Genomic DNA, 23,917 nt, shown 5'->3' on the forward strand with positions numbered 1-23,917 from the left:
CCAACCTTAGACCCGATAATCCCGCGAGATTATTCCCGTAAATATTTTAGGGTCACTTCAGACAGGGGCAAGGGATAATCTCCGGTCCTTGCGTAATCATCCTGTAAAGTAACTAACTGTTCGCCAAGGGTTTTTGGTAGACCAATCCGTTCCTCAAACGCGAGCGAGACTATGAAATCCAGGTCTTCGCCCTCGCCATATTCGTAATCTGCTATCAATTGTTGCACTGCAGGGCTAGCTGTTTTTTCGACGTGGCCACGTACCCTTTTATATAGATCTAAATACGTCAGCATATATTTACCGTTGTTTGATAGTTATCTTCTAGATATCCGCTCTCAGACATTTTTAGATTTATATCCAGCCTTAAATTTGGTCATAAGCAATCTGAACTGGATAGAGACCATTTTTCATTTTTTCAATATTTTTAAGGTCCGTTTCATCAATTATTAGCGTAACCGTATCACTATTTGTTGCCTCACTCCCCCACCCAGGGCGGATTCTATTAGCAGAATCTGGTAACCGCGCTTGACGGAGAGAAGGTGATGGCTATAACTGCCGCTTAAAACTCCCTTTAGGTCTTCCGGCTTTCCCCGGGCGGGTTTCCTGCCAGGCGTCCACGGTTTCGGGTAACCAACCGTATTTGATGGCCTTTCCCGCTCCTATGGTTGCGTCAGGGGCGGGGAACGTGCCGCGCGCAATATGACTTTTTATGGTGTGAGGGGATAACCCGAACCACCGAGCCACGCCGTTTACGGTTAAATAGTTAATCATGTTTCTTATTTTGGCGGCATATGCCCGTCATACTGACCAGCGACACCGGGGATACTAACAGTTATATTTCTAGATAATAATTTTGTCCTCTTTGGGTTAGATAAACTACCCCGTCTGTTAGTACGGACAGCCTTTCATTTATTTTTGTGTTTGCCCCCCAGCAGAGCATGTCAGGCTAAAATAGCGATTGAAACGTTAACCAACAGCTAACGAATTTGAAGCCATAGCGTATTAGCTTCTTTCTCCAGTTTTATCCCCCGCCGAGACCACCCCCAAAGAACCACCTCCCAGATAGGGGGGCGTTTTGCCTAATTTTTAGCGAGCTTTCCCCAGGCCTTGTTCTCCATTTCCTATCAACGAGGTCTCCGACATTCTTTGGGTGGCAAGGAGTAACCATCTCCATTCGGGTCAGTTAGATACCAGTAAGCTACGGTAGTTACATCATCTCGGCGTTCGAATAGGTGATCTCCCCGGTCTCCTATTTGCTGTAAAGTTACCTTTAGACGGGTGGAAAATCTGATGGGATCTAGCAGGTGCCATCTATACATCCCATGACCTGTCGGCATATCTTTAGCATAGGGGGAAACTCCGCTGTTATCTCGATTTATCTGTTGATGATACCCCAGGTAAGCAGAATTAAAATGAACTGCCTGAGGATCTTCCGGTCCCTCCCATTGATCCCGGAACCCCCATGCGCCTCCTACATAATCTTCGAGACCAGTACCAACAATGGTTGCAAAATCTTTATCATCATCAATATAGAATTTTACTTCCCCTTCTCCATACCAAAACCGTTCCAACTGGGTCAGAAATACTTGTGTCCCTACGTAGCAGCCAGTGCCAGTAATATTTGCTAGAACATGATCTTCCCCTAATGAATTTGAACCGTTTGTACGTCTCCATTGAGAATGTAAGTAGCAAATATTGTCGGGGAGCTTGTCATTTAAAGAATAATCCACTTGATAAAAGAATCCGTCAAGATTTTCTTCATGTTCGCTTATAATTTCGATACGAGCTTCTTTTTTGAATGGCATTTCTAAATAACAATTTAGCCCTCCCGTTGGAGCCGAAACCATTACCGCAGAAGAGAAAATTACTGTTTCTCCGAAACCACATCCAAAGAAGTCTCCAATCGGTACATCGATAGCTGCCCTAGGAGAGGAATCCCAAGTAATACGCAAACGCAAGTTCCTTAACACGAAAGGGTTCTTTGCAGTACGAGTGGGCATAGTAAACCACAAGTGGCGTATCACACCGGGTCCTTCAATTCTTGCAATTTCAACACTTTCCCCCGCCGCTATGGAAATACACGGGCTTCCTTTCCGCCCTTGCCCAAGCTTGGATGATGCTCTTCCCCCTTTCCCGGGCAAACCATTTGGGTTCTCCGCTGTGATTGCACGAGACAAAGTGGGTAGATATTGGGTATACAAAGGTAAATTCATTTTCTATTCCGTTTCGTGGATTGTTGTCATCACTTAACTGATCCTGCAGCGACACCGCGTGTCAGTGTTCGTTGAAAAAAAGCGAAGAACATTAGCGTTGGCAGCAGGGATAGTAACGAAGCTGCCGCCATCTGGGTCACGTCAAGTGTATTTTGACCTTTAAGATTAGCCAATGCGATGGGCAAAGTTTGCGAATCTGGCCCGACTAACATAATCATCGGGATTAGAAACTCGTTCCATGTCCACACAAAGAAAAACACCATTAAAACCGCCAACGATGGTCTCATTATGGGATACACCACGCTAACGAGAACACGAAAGCGTCCCGCCCCATCCACTTGTGCCGCCTCTAATACTTCTCTTGGAAAAGTAGACATAACAGACGCTAGGAGATACGTCCCCATCGCTGCTTGCAAAATCGAAAATATTATTATTACCGACCAAACTGAATTATGTAGACCGATCCCCTGTGCACCGTAGAATAACGGATAGAGCAACGCCTCTTGCGGAAGCATTGTTGCTATTAATAATACAAAGATTAATCCGGTTCTTCCTTTTATACGGCCGACACCCAACGCATATGCTGAAAATAGTGAAATTACAGTCCCTACCAGGGCAGTAACACCAGCAATTAGTACAGAGTTCCAAAGCAGCCGAGGAAAATTAACGGCACCTAGATACCTATTAAATGCAGCTGTTGTCCAATTTTCTGGAAAGGCAATCGGACCATTAATCGAATAGTCAGCCGGATCTTTAAATGAATTAATAACAACCAAGTACAACGGTGCCAGCATCAACATAGCTACCAGAAACACTAGAAGTAATACACAGTATTTTATTACCGCGTGGCGAACACTCGAAGCTGAACTACGCTCCATTTTTTCTTTTTTTAAAACAGGTATTTTTTTCATTACATACCTACCCCTCTTCAATCGCTGTGGATTGCCAGTAGACAAGCCCACCGGCGATAACAAAGATGGTTAGTGCTAAAACTGTAGCTGACGCGGCACCATACCCCACTCTCGAAAGTTCGAAGAAATTCCTATACGAAAAGAACGAGGGGACGTACGTTGATAACTCAGGTCCACCCCGAGTTAATACCATTACAGGCGCAAATAACTTCATTGCCCCTATAGTTGCAGTTAAGACGACCACAAAGATATCAGCTCTAATATTTGGAATGGTGATGTGTTGAAAGCGCTTCCACCACCCAGCACCATCCAACTGAGCAGCTTCATATAATGAAGGCTCCACCCGCTGCAGTCCGGACATAAATATAACTACCGGATAACCAATTTGTAGCCATATCATCATTAGCATTATCGAGTAAAGCGCTAAATCTGTACTTCCTAACCAGTCTGGCAATACATCAATTCCGACGTTACGCAATATTTGATTAAGCGCTCCATCTCGGGTATTTAGAATCCAACTCCAAAGAACTCCAGCTACAGCTACAGGCAAAATTTGCGGAACGTAATAAGTTGCGCGTAAAAATGATGCGATTGTTCCATTAAAATTGCGCCCGATAAAATCAAATAACGCAGAAGCTAAAATTAATCCAATAATAGTGGGAATAATAGCAATAGCAATCACCATATAAATGGTATTTAGAAATGAAGACCAAAACAGGTTGTCTCTAAGTAAATTAGAATAATTTTCCAGTCCCACCCATTCCATTTTAGCCCGCCCCCCTTTCCAGCTAAATAAGCTTATAAAGACATTAGCCGCCAAGGGGATTAACACAATAACACTAAATCCAACTACCATTGGTAGCAGATAAAGCCAATACGCTCTCCGCTCTCTTTTTTTCCAATTCATAATTCACCGATTTATTTAAAAAGAGAAAGCAATATATTTAAATTACTTATTACCCTCATAATAATCTTTCATTCCTTTTAGAAATTTCTTGCCACTTTGGGCTCCAGAGGCAATTGACTGTAATCCCGCCATTTGGTAATCCAAAAGCCCAGGAACAGGGTAATCTGGATAATAGGATAGCTGGTTTTTTGTCTTTAGAGTCTGAAATGTTTTGTTCATTTCTTTCATCCGCTGATCTTCAATCGTCGACGGATCGACAATCACTGGGATTCCTCCTAGCTTGGCAATTTCCTCCTGTACAGATTCGCTCAAACTCTTCTTGATCCAAGCTCTGGCGCACGCCTTGTTCTTTGCATCTGTGGGAATGGCCCACAAATGCCCCGAAGCGCCAGCAGTAAGTTTTGAGTCGGGGAATTTAAGCATGCCCCAATTGAATGGAGCTTCCTCGTTTATCCGATTGAACGACCAAGTACCATTTGCCATGAACGGCATTTTCCCTGCAAGAAATGCCCGCTCCATATCATCGGCCTTTAAACCAGCTAGCTGCTTACCCAAGTATCCTTTCCGCAACCACTTTTCAAGATGAGCAGTCCCTTCAGCAAATGCGCCGCCCGTGATATCCGAGCTACCCGACATAAGAATGAAGTTGTCAATCTCTTTTCTAGAGGCATTTTGAGAGACAAGCTGCCACCAAGTTTGTAGAACTGCATGCTCGCCAGCATTCGACGACACGGGAGTAATCCCATCGGCAAGGAGTTTATCAAACACCGATTCAAGCTCTTTCATGGTAGAAGGTATTTCAGTGACACCATGCTCCGCCAGCAAATCTTTGTTGTAGTAGAAAGTAAAGTAGCTGGCTGTAGAAGGAACACCATACCAATCACCCCCACCAGCTCTACCTTCATCGTCATATTTGGCTAAGGCTGCCACTGCCCCCGTAATCTCTTTATCCCAGTGGTTCTTTTTCACAAGTTCATTCACAGGCTCAATTAACCCCTGTGACGCAAGCTGCCCAGCATCGGCGTTACCGGTATTTACAAGCACAACATCAGGCACACTCCCACCCGAGAGCAAGACCTTCGCATTGGAGCGAAACGCCTCGAAATTCGTAGTTGCCCATTCGACGTCAAGTTCCGGATTCTCCTTTTTAAATTCGTTAAGCCCCTTCTGCCACCCCTTGTACTGAGCGGAAGTGGTCGGCTCATATTGGAGTATGCTGCATTTGCCAGATAGTTTTGCCGGATCATTGCCGCTATCAGCAGATGCACTACTCGAATGCCCGTTCCCACCTGCACACGCGCTTAGACTCATAGCAAGAACCAACATTACGCCAACTGCGTTTTTGATTTTTGACATCTTTGTCCTCCTTAATTTTGTAAAGAGTAGGTATATTCGAAACACCCACGGTAAGGTAACGTTACCTCAAAACGCTTCATAAGGCAAGTAGCTGTCGCCAGGAAGTTAAAAAATGTCCTCTCCATGCCTGCGCCAAGGCTTAACGCTGCATTCACTAAACTTAAAACATCTGCAACACTAGCCACGAAAGCAGTAATAAAGTTCCAGAAAATCACCGCTCATGCTAGAATAGTGACCTAATGGTTACAATAAAAGATGTTGCAAAAGCTGCAAACGTGAGCCCCATGACAGCATCTCGTGTTGTCAATCGAACAGGTAACGTTAACTCAAATATGCGTTCTCGTGTGTTACGCGCAGTTGAGCAACTCGGTTATGTACCAAACTTGTCCGCATCAAAACTTAGAGCTTCCAAAGGCAAACATTGGACTATTGGGTTAATCCTTAGAGACGTTTCGAATCCTTTTTCAGCAGAGCTACATAGATCAATAGAGAAGTCACTTCGAGATTCCGGCTCGCTGACCCTTACAGCAAGCAACGATGACAATCGCGAATACGCACGGGAAGTCGTAATGATTATGCGTGCCCACCAAATCGATGGACTTATTATTGCTCCCCCACCAGGTAGCCAGTCATATCTAACAGCAGCAGCTGAAACTGGATTGCCTATTGTAATCGTGGACCGCCCCTCAGAATCCGACCTAATTCCTTGTGTTATTTCCGACAACTACGAGGGCATGCGTCAGGCGACCCGCCATCTTGCATCTTTCGGACACCGTCGTATCGCTTATTTAGGTGACGAGCTTTCAGCGCCAATGATCGCTCGTAGGGATGGGTTCTTTGCTGGATTGGACGAGATGCGTATTGCCAGAGATGAAACAATAGTTTTTCTTGATCAAGTCAATCCCAATCAAGCTAGGAACACTGTTTCATCTTTACTAAAATCCCCGAATCCTCCTTCAGCCTTTTTAGGCTCTCGAAATCGGATAAATGTAGCCATTCTCCAGGCGTTACGAGAGCATGGTCAGGAAAAACAAATTGCCATGATCGGATTCGACGATGTAGAACTGGCAGCTGAGCTAAGTCCAGGCATGACCGCTATTGCTCAAAATCCGGCGTTGATTGGGCAAATAGCAACTGGCATATTGATTGAAATGATTGAAAACAATCACATAGACGGCCAAACGGTGGTAGTGTCCACCCGTCTAATCCCGCGCGGCTCCGGAGAAATCTCATGTTCCTCCCAATATGTCGACTAAGTGATTAATCCTTCATATTCTATATCCGTTAGAACTATCGCCCCCCCCCGGTAGGGCGCGTTTTGCCTTAGCGTATGCGTGTCCCCCCCCCTGCTCGGCACGCCAAAGAGTCACTCCAATCACCTGGCGTGTCTTCTGGATAAACTCTGGCACCACCTATTAGGTAGGCAGTTTCCAATCCGGCCGTCCCTGATCAGTAACTGCGAAAGTCCAAAAAAGAGGAAACCACAAGAGGAATCAAATCCGGGGCGCTCGAAATAAAACCCCTAGAGAACGAGAGACTGCAGTCTCCACAGCGCCAGGCTATCGCCTGCACCAAGTTGCTAAAATCCCGGACAAATACCCTCTTACAACGAAAGACCCACCAGGTGTCCGACGGCGCCGGTAATCAGCATGGCGAGGGCGCCGCCGATAATCACCCTAATGACGGCACGTCCTCGGGGAGCTTCCGAAAGCCAAGCTGAGGTGTAACCCGCCAAACCTAGCGCCACCAGCGTCAAAATGAAGGTGGCGACAAACTTGGAGGCCGGCGGGAACAGCAAGATGGCCAGCATCGGCAAGACCGCGCCTAAGACAAAGGAAATCGCCGAAGAAAATGCGGCGTTCCAGGGGTTAACAAACTCTTGCGAATCAATCGAGTAACGCGCCTCTACCTGTGCCGCCACTGGATCAATCGCAGAGTATTCTTTTGCCACTAACCGGGCAGTTTCCAGCGAGAGCCCTTTGCCCTCGTAAACCTTAATCAGACCCGCAAACTCGCCCTCGGGATCTTTCCTCAGCCGACTCTTTTCTTTATGAACCAGCGCTTTCTCCGTATCCTTTTGGGTAGATACGGATACATATTCGCCTGCCGCCATAGAAATAGCTCCCGCGACCACTGCCGCCATCCCGGCGGTAAAGATCGCAATATTATTTTGCGGATCAGCGGCGGCCACCCCGACCACCACGCCCGCGGTAGAAACGATGCCGTCGTTAGCTCCCAGCACCCCGGCACGTAACCAATTAAGTTTGGAGGCCGTCTTTACGCTCTCGTCGGTATGCTCGTCTCGCTCGCGCGTACCGGAAGAAGTACCTAGTATTCTCTCCCCTACCAAACTCATTTGGCACCTCCACTTACCAGTACGTTTTAGCTGCTTAACGTTTTTTCTGACTTCAAGGTCAGATTAGCAAGACAAAAATTTTTGCGAGCTAAAAAACGGGATTACGCGTCCAGTAACAGGCAAACCCAAGCGGAAGAGACCTCATGTCTAAGGGAAGGCGAGCCAAAGGAAAAATTCTAGGATTCTTGCCTCGCGCCCTCGGAAATTGAACGAGGAAATCGCCCGGCGGGGTCAATCCCCTACATCAACGCGCGTAACATCCTAGCCCTGTCCAAAAACAGATTCCCTCCCCCATCTACGGAGGCAAAGTAGGGCTAACCTTAGTTAAAATTTGCGTCAGCTAACCAAATAAAACCCGGTCTAACCGGCACAAATACCGCCAACTAACCCTCAAAATTACCTAATTAACAAAAGGGCTATCTTGCGTAAATAGTTCCCCTGTTATGACACCTGAGGTCTCAGACAGAGCAACGCCGCTGAAAGCTTAAAACAGAAACTGCCGTGCAGAAACTGCCCTATGCTTCCCAATTCTCCAGGAAAGCGCGAACCGCGGCAGCGCCGCGATAAGAGGCTTGCGCCCCGACCTTGGTGGTAGCCAGGGAAGAAACTGCGGCAGCCAGGCAAGCTCCATCCGCTAATGAACACCCCGCCGCCAGCGCCGACAACAAAGACCCCATGAAGGAATCTCCCGCTCCGGTGGTATCTACCGTCTCAACTGGGAAAATCGGGATCCGGGTGGCCTCACCATTATCTAGTACAAGCGAGCCATCACCCCCCAAAGTCAACACCACCTGTTTCATTCCTAAAGAATCGGCCGCTTCCCGCAACTGGTTAAGGTCTTCAACATCTAGTTCGCGGCCACTTAATACCGCCAGTTCGTGTTGATTAACGATCAACACATCAACCAGTTTCAATAGGGAATCTGAAACCTGAGTTATAGGCGAAAAGTTCAGTACCACCTTTACACCTGCCTGGTGAGCAATCCGCGCCGCTTCCTCAACCGCATCTAGAGGAGCTTCTAGACACAAACCCAAGGTCTTCGCCGAGGTAATAACTTCGCTTTCTTCCCGAACTAATTCCGCATTTACCAGCGCATTTGTCCCCGCAGAATAAACGATAGTGTTCTCTCCGGCCGCATCCACTGTAATCAAGGTTGATCCCGATGCACCCTCGCAACGCTTCACCCCGGTAGTGTCTACTCCCGCGCTGTTAAGGGAAGCCATTAAGAGGTCGCCATGCCCGTCATCGCCAACGGCTCCAATAATCTTAGTTTTCGCACCTAAAAGGGCGCAGGTAACCGCTTGATTAGCGGATTTACCTCCAGGAAGGGTCACCAATGGACCACCGATAACCGTTTCACCAGGACCTGGGAGTCGCTCAGTTTCTATGGTCAAATCAGCATTAATTGACCCCACTACGGTAACGGGCGCCCCTAAAGCATCCAGCACTCGCTGCGCGGTTGTCACTATCTCTTTCATCTGCTTCATGTTTCCTCACAAATACTAAAATTTTATTTCGCTAGCTCGGATTGACTACTGTACCCGCATTTTGCGGTAACCGATTCGCGTTAATATCTTGCGCACTCGATTCTGAGTACGCTCAGGAGTAGCCGAAACTCGTTGAGGGAACGCGTGACCATTAAGGCATTCACGTCCAATTTTTTGGCGATTTTCCTAATAACGGTCATCGCGTTCCCTCATTCAATGTTTCTACTGTCCCTAGCTGGCGTCTGCGGGTTGTCCGGCTGCTTTCGGAATTAGGAACGAGGTTCCCAATGCCAACAGCAGCAGTACAGCGCCCGTGATAATCGCGCCGAGATGCCCGCCGTAGCCTCCACCTAAAGAAGTCATCACCGCATAGAGCACCGCGAAGGAAATACCGGCTCCCAGGTTGAAAGCACCTGCGTTAAGCCCCGGCAGGTAGCCGGGATTGTCGGAGGGTGAAAGCACAATCCCGAGACCGTTAAGCATGATGTTAACCGTACCGGCATAGGTTAGACCTGCGAGGATAGACACCAGTAGCAACACCCAGGCTGCGGCGCCGTTCATGGTAAACATCAAGATTGCCAGGGAGATTAGCGCACCGATCAGGCCGTAACGCAGAACTCTACGATACCCGAAGCGACCTGCGAGGGTACCAGCAACAGGCCCCATCACTAGACCGGCAAGCGCGTAGGGCGTGAGCGTCCAGAAGGAAACCACGTCCGCCCCTAACCCCGCACCAAACTTGGTGTCTTGGGCAATGGAAGGCACAATCCCGTTCATGATTGCAAAAATACCGGTCATGGTGAGTACCGTGGTCAGTAGTAACGCCCAGGTACTGCGCGAACTCAGATAGTGGCGGGTGACCAGAGGATGTTCGGTATTGCCTTCTTGACGCCAGAACAGCATGAAGAAAATAGCCGCAGCTATTATTAACCCGATTACCACCAGCCAGTTAGCATTCTGCAGTTTCGCAATCTCATTAATGGCGATTAGGGCGGATCCCACTGCTACTACCAGATAGAACGTGCCGAGCCAGTCCATCGGTTGCGGCTGATCAACAGTAGATTCATCAGTGAGAAAACGGACAGCAAACGCGGCAATTACCGCAATTACCGCCATCGTCCAGAACACGGAATCAAAACCAAAATTCTGAGCTAACCAGCCGCCAGCGATAGCGTCAACACCGGCGATACCACCATTAATGGCGGTAATAACCCCCATCAAGGTGCCATAACGTTTAGGATCTGGCACCGCCACCCGCAACATGATTAGACACAGGGGAACGGTCGGTCCGGCCACGCCTTGAATGGTGCGCCCGATAAACAATAGGGCGACTGAACCGGTAACTCCCGCAAGAGCAGAGATTACGCAGCCCACAGCGGTCAGTACCATCATGCTAGTTAGTAGTTTGCGCCTGCCGATCATGTCGCCCAGCCGCGGCAGGAATAGACTAAACAGCGCCGCCGCCGTAAAGAACACGGTTTGGGTTAGTCCAATCATTGCCGCAGTGGTGTTAAGTTCTTTTTCCATCAACACCAGTGCCGGTGACAGCATGGAAGCGTTTAGCTGGAAAGCGAAACAGGCTACAAGTAGGGCGGTCATTACCGCGCCTACGGAACGAACTTTACTCATTAGCAGTTACCCTTCTGCACGCGGTCGATAGCATCGATAACCAAATCCCAGAAACCCTCAAAGTCCAGTTTGGTGGCGGCCTTCGTGTGACAGTCTTCTCCGGCAGGTTCTCTAAAGTCCGCGACAGTCATCCCATCCGTGAGGGCGCCGCGTAGCTCAATATCCAGCGGTACCCGCACAGTTTCGACAATTGCTGGGTCGATTAGATAGGCAATGGTACAAGGATCGTGTACTGGCGGGAAGTCGAAACCTTGCGAATCTTTGTAAGCCTTACGGAAGAATACGAACAGATCTAGCACGAACTGGGCAACCGGACCGCCAAGCTTCTGGATTTTAGCGGTGATTTCGTCAGTAGCCAGGGCTTGGTGGGTTAAATCTAATCCCACCATCACTACTTCCCAAGGCTCATTAAAGACGATATGGGCGGCCTCGGGATCGACTTTGATATTAAACTCGGCAACTGCCGACCAGTTCCCCACATGGTATCCCCCGCCCATCAGCACTACTTCGCGTACTCGTTCTACGATGCGCGGTTCCTTGCGCACTGCCATCGCGATATTGGTGAGCGGCCCGGTAGGTACCAGCGTGATTTCCCCGGGTTCATGGCTCATAATAGTGTCGATAATCAGGTCAATCGCGTGCTGATTTACCAGTGGTTGCGGTTCAGGCAAATCTACTCCGTCAAGTCCGGATTCACCGTGTTGACCGGGAGCGACCTCAACCTCACGTACCAGAGGACGATCACATCCAGCCGCGATTGGTACCCCCTCCATTCCGAAAACAGTAGCTATCCGCTGAGCATTGTTAGTTACCTTCTTCAGCGTCTGGTTACCACCGACAGTAGTGACAGCCAGCAATTCGATTTCGGGGTTGGCATGTGCCAGCAACATGGCAATAGCGTCGTCATGCCCGGGGTCACAGTCGAGGATAATTTTTCGCGACATCTTCGTCTCCTTTGCGCGATTCAATAATCTTTTCGCAAATGTTTGCGTAACTTGAAACTAGCACAAAGACGCAGGAAGCACGGGGTTTTCAGCAGAACTTTACAGTTTTGAAAATGTTTACGTAAACATGTCATGCAAGTTATCCTCACAGAAAAATCCTTAAGCTTTTCTCCGCGCGGGACACGCGAATAAAAGATACTCTTAGAGACCGCGTTAGCGCAGGTAGCGATGCACAGAAATAGATATAGCAAGCTGAGGATGCGTAAGAACGCTGCTCAGTAGCTAAGTCGGCGCGGGCAGCGATTTTATCCGAGTGGGCGCGGTGGGCATAAGAAATCCGGAAAACGTCGCTACGTTTTCCGGATTTCTTGGGCGGGAGGAAAAATCGCTGCCCGCGCTTTGATGGAAAAAATAAAACCTACTGACTAGCCCTTGTGTACCTCGTCGCGGGTGCGCTTATTTTCCTCATCTGGATGCCCCATTCCTGCACTGGGATTAAACCAAGTCCAGGCTAGGAACACCAGAGCAGTAACGAACAACGCCACGCCGGAATACATATTGGCATTGATCGGGGTGTTATTAATGTCCTCCAGATTATTTGCCACATAGTCCGGAACCGTGGCTGGTTCAATCACCAAACCGCAAATAATCAGGAACAATCCGATAATGCCAAGCACCAGGCCGCAGATAACGCGAATATCGTAAATGTGAATCTTTCGTTTCATTTCTTTAACCTCCCCCTAGTGGAACACCGAGTTTAGAATCAGCACCAAGACACCTGCCACAATCGCCAGCGGAATCGGGCGACGCAGCAGCGGCAACTCGTGCAACTTCGGATCAACACGACTCTCTTTCGGCGTAAGCGACCAGACGAACCCTTCCAGTTCGCGGTAATCCTTCGGCTTGGTAAAGAGGGAAACCACCACATTTACCAGCACACCTACTACGAAGGCCGCGCCCGCAGCAATGAACGCTTGGCCTTGGCCGGGCAGCTCTAAAATCTTGTTCCAGCACAAAACGTTGACAAACAGTGCCGCCAACGTACCAAACAACAGACCCGTCCAGCCGCCGGAGGGCGTCGCCCGTTTCCACAGCATACCGATAATGAACGAGGCAAACAGCGGGGCGTTAAACATCGAGAACAACTGCTGCAGCAAGTCCATAATGTTGGGGTACAGCGAAGCAATCAACGCCGTAAATACCGCAACGGTACAGGCCACGATGGTAGCGTTGCGTCCTACCTTCAAATAGTGCTCATCGGATTCATTCGGCTTGAAATAGGCCTCGTAAATATCGACCGTAAACACGGTGTTAAAAGCAGAAACGTTAGCGGCCATACCTGCCATGAAGGAAGCCAACAGCCCGGCAATCGCCAAACCTAGCAAACCATTAGGCAACAAATCCCGCATCATCAGCAACATCGCATCGTTATAGCTAACCTGATAGCCTGCCGGCACGTGCGAGGATAGGTTCGCGAGCGCTTCCTCGCCGACCCCCATATATTTCGGTCCGGCTTTAAGCCGCACGATTTCAGGAATCAAAACCCCTGCTACCATACCTGGAATAATCACCAGGAAGGGAATAAACATTTTCACGAAAGTCCCGATAATCGGGGTTTTCTGTGCGGCAGCGATAGAGTCAGACGCCATCGCCCGCTGAACTTCCACAAAGTTGGTAGTCCAGTAACCGAAAGCCAGCACGAAACCAAGCCCCATAACCAAACCAAACACCGACATTACCGGCGAGTTAAACCCGGACAGCAAAGTTCCCGGCCAAGAATGCAGCTGGTTATTAGCATCCTGGTAGACAGGATTGGTTGCCTCGCCTGCCCACTTGGTAATCTTTTCAGTTAGTCCCTGATATCCGCCTACACGGTAAAGACCAATCAAAGTTACCGGCAGCAGCGCGGCAACAATCACGAAGAACTGCAGCACCTCATTGTAGATAGCAGCGGCTAGACCACCAATACTGATGTAGGTGAGCACGATTAACGCGGCGATAATCAGCGAAATCCATAGCGGGATTCCTAGCATTCCGTTAACGATTTTACCCAGTAGGTACAGGTTTACCCCGGCGATTAGCAGCTGGGCGAGGGCGAAGGAAAGCCCGTTGATCAGGTGCGCGGCAGTCCCGTAACGTTTGAGCATAAACTCTGGTACTGAACGTACCTTTGATCCGTAATAAAACGGCATCATTACTACACCTAGGAACAGCATCGCGGGAATCGCGCCTACCCAGAAATAGTGGAAAGTGGGCAGACCATATTGGGCACCGTTGGCGCTCATACCCATAATCTCAACGGCACCTAGGTTGGCAGACACGAATGCCAGGCCGGTTACCCAGGCCGGCAAAGAGCGCCCACCGGTCAAGAATTCGTCAGACGAGCTGGCTTTCCGCTTCATCATGAACCCTACGGCCACTACGAACGCAAAGTACACAATGATGGGAAAATAGTCGTAAAACTTGGGCTCAATCAGGGTGGTTACCTCATTGGGCATTAGTAATATCGGGTGGCTCATTCCCTCCCCCTTTTGAATTTAGGACTCCATTATCCCCGCCCAGCTTAAGGTGGTTTCCGAGAGAGGGAAACCGCCCGAGGTCTTGACGGTTAAAAGACACTATAATGTGACAGATTGTCCTACAAAGTAAGTTTTACCTAATTTTTTCCAATATTTTTAGCCGTTAACCTTAACTTTTAACTCAAATTTGCAACCTCTATACTCGCTTTCGTTCTTTATTTTTCCTCTCCTCTCTTTTGCTGCCCTCTAATTTTTAATCCCCTAGTACTGGTCGTATTCTTTTCATGTATTTCATCAAGGAGATTGCCCAGTAATGACAACTGAATCGAAAACAGCAGTAAAAGAACTAACTATTCGCGGAGTGATTATCGGGGGAATCATCACCTTAGTTTTCACGGCCGCGAATGTTTATTTAGGGCTAAAAGTGGGACTGACTTTTGCCACCTCGATTCCGGCGGCAGTTATTTCCATGGCGATCCTACGGTACTTCAAAGATCATACTGTCCAAGAAAATAACATCGTACAGACCATTGCTTCGGCAGCCGGCACGTTATCGGCAATCATTTTCGTGCTACCGGGCCTAATCATGGTGGGCTGGTGGACCGGCTTCCCTTATTGGACGACCGCTGCCCTGTGTGCACTAGGCGGCATCTTGGGGGTTACCTACTCTATCCCCTTACGACGCGCCCTCGTAACCGGTTCTGACCTCGCTTTTCCCGAGGGGGTAGCTGCCGCAGAAGTCTTAAAAGTAGGCGACACCAGTGAAGGCGCCGCCGATAATCGCCGCGGCCTACACGTGATTGTTTGGGGAGCGATTACCTCGGCCTTCTTTTCCCTGCTCACCAACCTAAAAATCGCGCTCTCCAGCGTGACCACCGCTTTCAAAGTTGGAGCTGGGGGAACCATGGTAGGTACCAGCCTTTCCTTGGCGCTCATCGGAATCGGTCACCTGGTCGGTCTGGGCGTGGGCATCGCCATGGTGTGCGGAATGGTCATCAGTTACGGGGTGCTGCTCCCCTACTTTTCTTCCGGTCAGCTGGGCAGTGGAGATTTTGCCGAGGGCGTGCAAGGAATTTTTGCCTCTGATGTGCGTTTCGTAGGCGCCGGGACAATCGCCGTCGCCGCTATTTGGACTTTCCTGAAAATAATCGGTCCAGTTATCCGGGGAATGCGCGAATCTCTGGCTGCATCCCGTAGACGTAAATCGGGGGTGGAAGTACCCGCGCAAGAGCGTGACCTTTCCCCCGCCTGGGTCGTAGGTATCACCTTAGCTTTGATGCTTCCCATTGGGGTACTGCTCTGGTTGTTCCTAAAGGGCACTCCGTTGGAACACCACACCAGTGGACTGATTTTCCTATCTATCCTGTTCATTTTGGCTCTCGGGTTAGCGGTCGCCAGCGTCTGCGGTTATATGGCGGGACTAATTGGAGCCTCTAACAGTCCGGTTTCTGGAGTGGGAATCCTAGTCGCAATTTTGACCGCTCTAGTGATCAAAGCGGTTGTTCCCGCTGGTAGTAACCCTAAGACCCTAGTGGCTTATACCTTATTTACGGCGGCTATCATCTTCGGTATCGCCACTATTTCTAATGACAACCTCCAAGATCTAAAAACCGGGCAATTAGTGAAGTCCACCCCTTGGAAACAACAGGTAGCGTTAATTATCGGGGTGATTTTTGGCTCCCTAGTCATTCCTCCGGTGCTGCATTTGATGAATAATGCTTTTGGTTTCCAAGGAGCACCCGGTGCCGGTAAGAATGCGCTGGCCGCTCCGCAAGCCTCCCTAATTGCAGAGCTAACCAAGGGGGTATTCGGGGGCGATATTGACTGGAGCCTGCTAGGACTCGGAGCGTTGATCGGGGTGGCCATCATCTTGATTGATGAGATTCTAAAGCGCACCACTTCCCGTTACTCGCTGCCTCCGATTGCAGTGGGAATGGGAATGTACCTGCCTATTACCCTGACTATTCTGATTCCGATTGGTGCTACCTGCGGGGTTCTCTTTAACCGTTGGGCGAAAACTCGGAAGAATCCGGAGGCCGCCTCCCGGATGGGAACTTTGCTCGCCACCGGTTTGATCGTAGGCGAAAGCCTGTGGGGAGTGGTTTATGCCGCGATTGTGGGCACTACCGGCAGTGAGGAGCCTCTGGCTATTGTGCCTGATTCCTGGTCGGGAATGTCCTCCCTATTGGGGCTAGTTATCTTCGTTGCTTTAGCCGCCTGGGGATACCGCCGCGCAAAGCAACAGGCCGAGGCTTAAAATCAATCAAATTGATGACGCTAGAGGAGAATCAAATCCCTCTTTACCCGCACGCAACTGACTGACGTTGGTGCGCGGAGGATTGGTTTTTCCTCCCGCCCAAGAATTCGGAAAAAGACCGCAGGCATTTTCCGAATTCTTATGCCCACCGCACCCACTCGGATAAAACCAATCCCCCGCGCGGCCTAAAGCCAGCGACCAGGGAACTGCACTACGCTGGCCTGCGGCTCCACCAGCTTCACCAGGTCACGATGTTCTATTCCCGCATCCAGGTACGGGTCGCGGGAAGTAACTAGCCGGTAACCAAGCTTTTGATAGAACCCGATAACTGGCACTTGGGCTGCGATTTGTAGTAGCAGCGTCCCGCCACCCTCGGAATTCGCCCAGCTGCTAAGCGCTAAACGTTCGGCGCCGAGTACCAGTTCTTTACCGTTACCGCACCCGCGGGCTGCGGGAAGTACGGCGAAACGTCCTAAATTCCCGGTTATAGTGTCCCGCGGTAACTGAGGAAACATTTCTGCGAGGTCGGCGGGAATCCCGATTTTCGGTGGGGTAATCCGTCCGGCAGCGATAGTGCCGGAGGCATCTTCACCTAAAAGGTGGATGGTTCCCTTAGCAAAGTCGATATCGTCTATTTCTAGGTCAAGGGAGATTCCTTGTTCCAGGTGGAAAACCGCGAGGCGGGTTGCAAAAATATCGAGAATATCGCCCGCGCTTTCAGCTCGGCGGACTTGCATAGCGGTGCTCATACTTTTAAGGATATTTATTTTTTGTTTCTAGGGGAGACTTCCGAGGGGAACTTCCAAATAAATAGCGCTTAGCCCTGGCGGTAACTAACGCCCATCATGGAGCGCGGGTAATGCCACCGCAGCACTCCGGGGGGAGCTACAGCCAGGCAGGTTCCGCATTCCAGGCAGGCCGCATATTCGATATCCACTGAGCCGTCCTCGCGAGCGGTATAGACATGAGCAGGACAAACGAGTTCTAAAAGTTTTCCGGCACCCGTGGCTTTCGCAAGTTCTTGGTCGATAGCTATATGGGATTCTTCTTCGTCTACCTCGTAAATATTGGCGGTAAGTCTCTCAGATACGCTTTCGGGAAGATATTCAGTCATCTTAAATCGACCTCACTGCTTGTAAACCGAGCTTCACTAGGCGACGGACACTTAGTGGCGATTTCTTTAGCGCCGCCTTAGCCACCGGTAATAGGCGTTTTCGCGGAGTGGTGTCCAGGTTATAGATCCCGTGGAGGGTATCGGCCGCGAGCTCACCTACCTGGCCATACAGTTCCTGATTATGTAGGAACTGCGGAGAGCGCGCGAAAGTTTCCATATCTTTGCCCACGAAAGACGCCTGGTAGTTTTCTAGATATTTACTTAACGAGGACGCGCTAAAGTTTTCCGCTTTGAGCGCGGTATCAATGGCGCTGGCAGCAGCTTGGGCAGATCCGGCCGCCAAATCCATTCCCCGAATCGTAAACCCGGTGTTGAGGGTAAACCCGGCGGCGTCCCCTATCAACACCAGCCCATCGTGAACCAGCCCGTGCTGCATAGTTTTTCCGCCCTCGGCTACCAGGTGACAGCCATATTCGAGCAACTTTCCTCCCTGTAAGAACGGCTCGATAAAGGGATGGTTTAATAAATGATCATGCAGTTCAGAAGAGGATAACTGTTTTTTCTTCAGGTCGTCTAGCATCGCCACAATCCCGACAGAAACCGAGTCCCGGTTGGTGTACAGGAAACCGCCGCCAGCTACCCCCTGGGTGCAATCCCCCACCATCTGGTAGGCGGCGCCCTCACCTTCCTGCAGATTGAAACGTTCTTTAACTGTTTCTTCGCCCAAATGGATAACGGATTTTACCCCCACCCCCAGGTGACCAAGGGGTTCTTGGGGGCGGCTCCCGGCGTATTGCGCCAGGAAGGAGTTCACCCCGTCAGCTGCCACGATTACTTTGCCGTAAACGGTGTCTTCTCCGGCGCGCACTCCGCAAAACTTCCCGTCCTCGCGCACTAATTCATCGACTTTCATGCCCGGCATGATGGTGGCACCGGCCTCTTCTGCCTGCTCGGCCAGCCAAGGATCCAGTTTGGCGCGCAAAACACTCACGGCGTTCACTGGTTTTGCTAGGCGCTGATCCCAATACTCCAGATTGACCGCAGATTTCGGGTTTAGGAACGACAAAATGTTCTTGGTGATTTTCCGTTCAAGGGGCGCTTTTTCAATAAAGCCCGGAAAAATCTGGTTCATTACCTGGCAGTAAAACACCCCGCCCGAAAGGTTCTTAGCCCCCACTTCCGAGCCACGCTCAATCAATAAGACCTGGTGACCCTCTTTTGCTAATAGGTAGGCACATACCGTCCCGGCGACGCCGCCTCCTACGATAATGACATCGAAATCGTATTCCACGCTCATGTTTTATCTAGCTGCCTCCACTGGGCGGATTACCTGCTTCAGAATCTCTACCTTATCGCAGTTCGCAGCGGGCAATAATGAGGCGGGCGCGATACCCGTTAGACTTTCCTCAGAGGTTAGGAGGGCGATGAGCGGGCAGCAGGCAGCTAGCGAACAGCATCAGCAGGCTAAGCGACGCGAAAAACCGCACGCGCAAAGCAACCGTCCTGCCCGCAACCGCCCGAAAGCCTTAAATAATGCGCCTGCTACTATCTCCTACCCCGAGGAACTTCCGGTTAGTGCGCGGCGGCAAGAAATCGCCGAAGCCATCGCCAACAACCAAGTGATAGTGGTTTCGGGGGAAACTGGATCCGGGAAAACTACGCAGCTGCCAAAAATTTGTTTAGAGCTAGGCAGAGGACGCGGCGCCCTAATCGGACACACGCAGCCGCGCCGGATAGCTGCCCGCTCAGTGGCTACCCGGATAGCCCACGAGCTGGGAGAAAACCTAGGAAAAACCATCGGGTTCCAAGTGCGATTTACTGACGTGGTCTCCAGCAAAACCATGGTCAAGTTGATGACGGACGGGATTTTACTAGCAGAAATCCGCACCGATCCCCTGCTGAAACGCTATGACACTATCATCGTGGATGAAGCCCACGAACGCTCCCTCAATATTGATTTCATTTTGGGGTATTTGGCACGCTTGCTGCCCCGCCGCCCCGATCTGAAAGTGATTATTACCTCGGCAACTATTGATTCCCGGCGCTTTGCCGAGCATTTTTCCCGCCCCGGTTCCCCAGTCCCGATTATCGAGGTATCTGGGCGCACCTACCCGGTTCAGGTACGCTACCGCCCCCTAGATGGCTCCGATGGCCGGAATGAGGACGCAGAGGGCGGTGAGGAATCCTTCGAAGAAAACCGTAAGCACTTCCCTCACCAGCAAAAAGAGGGCGTCGCCCGCGGGGAACTAAAAGATCAAACCGAGGGGATCTGCCAGGCAGTTGATGAACTCTTTGCTTGCGGTCCCGGCGATATTTTGGTGTTTTTGCCAGGCGAGCGGGATATTCGGGACACCGAGGCCGCCCTCGCCGCGCATCTAGGTCAGAGGTACGTGCGCGCCGGGGAGCGCTCAAACACCCCGGGCGCAGTAGAAATCTTGCCGCTATTTGCCCGGCTATCCCCGGCAGAACAGCAACGAGTCTTCGCTCCGCATCCTTATCCGCGGATCGTGCTGGCCACCAATGTGGCGGAAACTTCGCTAACCGTACCGGGCATAAAATATGTGATCGATCCCGGTCTGGCCCGGATTTCTCGTTATTCCCAGCGCACCAAAGTGCAGCGCTTGCCGATTGAAGAAGTTTCCCAAGCGAGCGCCCGCCAACGGGCGGGGCGTTGTGGGCGGATTAGCGACGGGATTTGTATCCGCCTGTATTCGGAAGAAAATTTCCTGGAGCGTCCCCGTTTTACTGAACCCGAAATTTTGCGCACCTCCTTGGCGGCAGTTATTTTGGCGATGGCCTCGTTAAACCTGGGGAAAGTGGCAGATTTCCCCTTTATCGATGCCCCGGATCCTAGGCAAGTCCGTGACGGGGAACAGCTGCTTTACGAACTGGGTACCCTTTCGGAGCGGAGCGAAAACGCCGAGGGCTACCGCCTCACCAAGCTGGGGAAACGCCTAGCGAAGCTGCCGATTGATCCCCGTCTGGCCCGGATGCTGCTAGAGGCCGACCGGCGCGGATGCGTATCGGAGGCACTAGTAATAGTTTCGGCGCTTTCAATGCAAGATGTGCGCCTGCGCCCTCTAGAACACCAGGAAGCTGCCGACCAAGCCCATTCGCGATTTCTGGATTCCAGTTCCGATTTCCTGACCTACCTGAATCTTTGGCGCTACCTGCGCACCCAATCCCGCGATCTATCCGGAAGCGCCTTCCGGAAAATGTGTCAGCGCGAATTTCTACATTATTTGCGCACTCGGGAATGGCAAGATCTTACTAACCAACTGCGGCAACTACTCAAAGAACTGGGAATCAGCGTACGCCCCTTGGCGAAGCCCTCCCGCTCGACCTATCAGCCAGATCCGCAGTCTTGCGAACTGATTGCGGCCTGCAAAAACCTCACCTCTAAATATTCTGACACGGAAGCTATTCATCGGTCCCTGCTGGTAGGGATGCTTTCGGGGATTGGGAACTGGGATCAGCGCGCCAAACAGTACCTAGCGCCGCGGGGCGCCCGCTTCACCATTTGGCCAGGTTCGGGGCTCTCTAACCGCACATTCGATTGGGTAATGGCTGCGGAACTGGTAGAAACCTCCCGGCTGTTTGCCCGCAATGTGGCCCGGGTTAACCCCGATTGGATTATTCATGCCGGAAAACACCTGGTCAAACGCTCCTATGGGGAGCCGTATTGGTCAAGTAGGAAAGGCACGGCGCTAGTTCCGGAACGGGTTACCCTTTACGGGCTCACTATTGCCGCGGACGTGCCAGTTCCTCTGTCCCGGCTGGGAAATAAAGCGATGCCCGCGCTATCGCCTGCGGCAAATAAGTTGGATCTTCCTGGCGAGCAGACCCCGCAAACTGCCCGGGAGTGGGCACGCGCCCTCTTTATTGCTAATGCCCTGGTAAGAGGGGACGCCCCCTTGAATTATCCCTTCTTAAAACGTAATGAAAAGATGCTGGAGCGTGCTCGGGAAGTTGAGCAGCGCACTCGACAGGCGGGGATGGTGGCCGGAGAGGACGCCTTGGCGGCTTTCTTTGCGCAGCGACTAGGCAAAGAGGTAACCAATCCGGGAACTTTCGCGGCCTGGTTTAAACGTCAAGATGACCCCCATATTTTGGATTACCCCGAGGACGTGGTGCTCACCCCCGCTGCCACCTCAAAAGCGCCCCGCAACTATTCCAGTGGACAAGCCGCAGATCATTCGATTGGGGGCAGAACTGATTTGGCCGGCAAACTTACCCGGCTGTCTCGCGCCGGGTTCCCCGACCGCTGGATAGGGGCAGATTTTAGTTTGCCCCTGCAGTATCACTTTGCGCCCGGCAAGGAAGAAGATGGGATTACCTGCCAGGTTAGCTTGGAGCAGTTGCCCTATCTGGATCCGCAAGAGTTTCAATGGACAGTCCCGGGCCTGTGGCCGCAGCTTTTCACCGCGTTGATCCGGGCGCTACCGAAAACGGTGCGCCGCCAGTTAGTTCCTGCCCCGCAGGTGGCTGCAGAAGTCAGCGCGTGGATAGAGCGCGAACTGGCCAATCCCGCGGCTGCTACTGGTGCTTCCGAAAGCCGCGAGCCTACCCCGGTACAGATTAAGCAAGAGGAAGCGTTGCAGGCGTCTCTCGGACGTTTAGCGGCTTGGGCGGGGATTGAAAAAAGTAATAATAATAATGAGCCTACCAGTGAAAATCAGCCTAAAGTTCCGGGAAATGAAGGCAGCGCGAAGAACGCAAATCCAGACCCCTCGGAAAGCACAGAACAGGAAGAAAACGGGGACTTATCGAGGACAGGCACTCCCCAAGCCACTGCACCCGCAGCGGCGGACACCTCTAAACATCCTGACCATCGCAACCTAACGGAAGTTTCGCCTAAGAAGAAGCAAACCGCCCCCTCGCGCCCGCTGGCTCAACTTTTCATCGCAGCTCTCGACCAACTGCGCGCGGTAGAGGTAACCGAGCAAGATTTTTCTCAGGCGGTCAGGGCCTTGCCTGCGCATTTGCGGATTCGCTTTGCGCTGCGGGTGGGAAAGGAACAGATCTATTCTCGCGACCTTGGAAAACTGCAAAAACGTTACGGAAAGAAAGGGCGCGCCGCTCGCAAGCAAGTAATCCGAGACGCACTTTCGCAGGTGAGCAAAGCCGAAAGCGGAAAGAAAAACCCCAATCGTTGCAAACCGTCCCCAGGCAGCGGCGAAGCTAATAAAGCCGACGAACAGCGTTTCCCGGAAACAGATTTTTCTCCTTCCTGGCCGCAAATACGCGGGAAAACAGCAGTTTTACCTGCGCAAACAACCACTACTGCTGGCGGGGTACCTGGAGAAGCCTTCCCGGGCTTACTACCACAGCGCCTGCCGCGGCCTTTCGGATTATCACTACTGTCTGGCTCGCAAAAAAACCGCTACGAAAACCCGCGTTCCACCCATAAAAACAGCACAAACAGCAATCAGCAGAATCCAAGCTCCCCCGTTTTCCCAGTACGAGTAGCCCGCTTTGAAAACTTGCAGCAGGCTCAACGCTGCCACCACTTTGGGGTTACCTGCTTGCTTTGCGCCCAGCTTTACCTACCTCCTGCCCGGATCTCTACCCGCTGGCCAGCACATTTAGCGCTGAACCTGGCGGCATTACCCTACGAAAAGGCCGCTTTACTTGCAGATCTGCAGCTGGTAACCACCTGGCGTTGCCTAGCCCAAGCAAAAGTCGATACCTGGACAGTTCGGGATTCTTCGACTTTGCAACAGCTAGCTAAAGAATTCCGTGACCGTTTCGAGGACGAGGTTTACGCCCTCGCCCGCGAAATTGGGGAAGTTGGTGCCGACTACCGGGAGGTATCAGCCGCCCTCTCCCAGCATTTCCCACTCAGTGCTTTAGGGGAAGTGACCCAGGTGCGCTCCCAACTCTCGCAACTGATCTACCCAGGTTTCCTATGGGATTTATGCGAGGGAGCCGAAGATTTAGGGCGGTACCTGCAGGCCATAGCTACCCGCCTACAAAAGGCGAGCCAGGGACAAAATAAGGGGCACCACCAGGAAGAACAAGCTTTAGCTATCTGGGAAGGCGCGCGCGAAAAGCTGGAAAACCGAGAAAATCTAGCCGCAGCTCCATCTGCCGTAACTGCCCTACTCCACGGGCGCTGGCTAGTGGAAGAACTACGAGTTTCGCTATTTGCCCAACCCTTGGGTACGCGGGAGCGGGTTTCGCTGCAGCGACTAAGCAAACTTCTAAAAGACCCGACGCCCTAG

Annotated in this window: 17 protein-coding genes; 3 read left to right on the forward strand and 14 right to left on the reverse strand. The window is 51.2% G+C overall.

The annotated features are described in order from the left end of the window. Positions 1-29 precede the first annotated feature (29 nt). From KO216_RS07715 to KO216_RS07735, 5 genes are all read right to left on the reverse strand, one after another. Positions 30-227: a hypothetical protein gene (locus tag KO216_RS07715; protein ID WP_215523643.1), complete on the reverse strand. Its 198-nt coding sequence runs from the start codon at positions 225-227 to the stop codon at positions 30-32. Positions 228-1,124: 897 nt separating this feature from the next. Then, entirely contained in the window at positions 1,125-2,213 is a 1,089-nt protein-coding gene (locus KO216_RS07720; RefSeq protein ID WP_309547297.1) for a glycoside hydrolase family 172 protein, read from the reverse strand. Between the two features lie 29 nt (positions 2,214-2,242). Next, complete coding sequence (locus KO216_RS07725; RefSeq protein ID WP_215523646.1) at positions 2,243-3,124, reverse strand: carbohydrate ABC transporter permease; 882 nt, start codon at positions 3,122-3,124, stop codon at positions 2,243-2,245. Between the two features lie 7 nt (positions 3,125-3,131). After that, positions 3,132-4,031, reverse strand: a complete 900-nt coding sequence (locus KO216_RS07730) for a carbohydrate ABC transporter permease (RefSeq protein WP_215523647.1) — start codon at positions 4,029-4,031, stop codon at positions 3,132-3,134. A 42-nt stretch (positions 4,032-4,073) separates the two neighbouring features. Then, positions 4,074-5,387: an ABC transporter substrate-binding protein gene (locus KO216_RS07735; protein ID WP_215523648.1), complete on the reverse strand. Its 1,314-nt coding sequence runs from the start codon at positions 5,385-5,387 to the stop codon at positions 4,074-4,076. 239 nt (positions 5,388-5,626) lie between these two features. On the opposite strand from KO216_RS07735, the gene KO216_RS07740 reads away from it, so the two are divergent. Next, positions 5,627-6,643, forward strand: a complete 1,017-nt coding sequence (locus KO216_RS07740; RefSeq protein WP_215523649.1) for a LacI family DNA-binding transcriptional regulator — start codon at positions 5,627-5,629, stop codon at positions 6,641-6,643. A 347-nt stretch (positions 6,644-6,990) separates the two neighbouring features. Here the strand turns inward: KO216_RS07740 and KO216_RS07745 are convergent, their stop codons facing one another. The 6 genes from KO216_RS07745 to KO216_RS07770 form a co-directional block, all read right to left on the reverse strand. Next, a complete protein-coding gene (locus KO216_RS07745) occupies positions 6,991-7,743 on the reverse strand; it encodes a VIT1/CCC1 transporter family protein (protein ID WP_215523650.1) in 753 nt (250 codons plus the stop codon). A 515-nt stretch (positions 7,744-8,258) separates the two neighbouring features. After that, positions 8,259-9,230 carry a ribokinase gene (locus KO216_RS07750; RefSeq protein WP_215523651.1) on the reverse strand — a complete coding sequence of 324 codons (972 nt, stop codon included), beginning with the start codon at positions 9,228-9,230 and terminating at the stop codon, positions 8,259-8,261. Positions 9,231-9,461: 231 nt separating this feature from the next. Beyond that, a complete protein-coding gene (gene uriT, locus KO216_RS07755) occupies positions 9,462-10,859 on the reverse strand; it encodes a uridine transporter UriT (RefSeq protein WP_215523652.1) in 1,398 nt (465 codons plus the stop codon). After that, positions 10,859-11,803 (reverse strand): uridine-preferring nucleoside hydrolase UriH, encoded by a 945-nt coding sequence (gene uriH, locus KO216_RS07760; protein WP_215523653.1) that lies wholly within the window; start codon positions 11,801-11,803, stop codon positions 10,859-10,861. Before uriH ends, uriT begins: the two co-directional genes overlap by 1 nt. Positions 11,804-12,228: 425 nt before the next feature. Next, positions 12,229-12,528 (reverse strand): hypothetical protein, encoded by a 300-nt coding sequence (locus tag KO216_RS07765; protein ID WP_215523654.1) that lies wholly within the window; start codon positions 12,526-12,528, stop codon positions 12,229-12,231. A gap of 15 nt (positions 12,529-12,543) precedes the next feature. Continuing rightward, positions 12,544-14,322, reverse strand: coding sequence for a sodium:solute symporter family protein (locus KO216_RS07770; protein WP_215523655.1), 1,779 nt, complete (start codon positions 14,320-14,322; stop codon positions 12,544-12,546). A gap of 313 nt (positions 14,323-14,635) precedes the next feature. Here KO216_RS07770 and KO216_RS07775 point away from each other — a divergent pair, with 313 nt between their 5' ends. Then, positions 14,636-16,579, forward strand: coding sequence for an OPT family oligopeptide transporter (locus tag KO216_RS07775; RefSeq protein WP_215523656.1), 1,944 nt, complete (start codon positions 14,636-14,638; stop codon positions 16,577-16,579). Positions 16,580-16,764: 185 nt separating this feature from the next. Here KO216_RS07775 and KO216_RS07780 read toward each other — a convergent pair whose 3' ends face one another. From KO216_RS07780 to KO216_RS07790, 3 genes are all read right to left on the reverse strand, one after another. After that, entirely contained in the window at positions 16,765-17,328 is a 564-nt protein-coding gene (locus tag KO216_RS07780) for a GNAT family N-acetyltransferase (protein ID WP_215523657.1), read from the reverse strand. A 68-nt stretch (positions 17,329-17,396) separates the two neighbouring features. Beyond that, on the reverse strand, positions 17,397-17,693 hold the full coding sequence (locus KO216_RS07785; RefSeq protein WP_215523658.1) for a ferredoxin family protein: 297 nt from the start codon (positions 17,691-17,693) through the stop codon (positions 17,397-17,399). Position 17,694: 1 nt separating this feature from the next. After that, on the reverse strand, positions 17,695-18,990 hold the full coding sequence (locus tag KO216_RS07790; RefSeq protein ID WP_215523659.1) for an FAD-dependent oxidoreductase: 1,296 nt from the start codon (positions 18,988-18,990) through the stop codon (positions 17,695-17,697). A gap of 91 nt (positions 18,991-19,081) precedes the next feature. On the opposite strand from KO216_RS07790, the gene hrpA reads away from it, so the two are divergent. Continuing rightward, positions 19,082-23,917, forward strand: coding sequence for an ATP-dependent RNA helicase HrpA (hrpA, locus tag KO216_RS07795; protein ID WP_374047512.1), 4,836 nt, complete (start codon positions 19,082-19,084; stop codon positions 23,915-23,917).

The organism is Varibaculum prostatecancerukia, from assembly GCF_943169825.2.
Lineage (GTDB): Bacteria > Actinomycetota > Actinomycetes > Actinomycetales > Actinomycetaceae > Varibaculum > Varibaculum prostatecancerukia.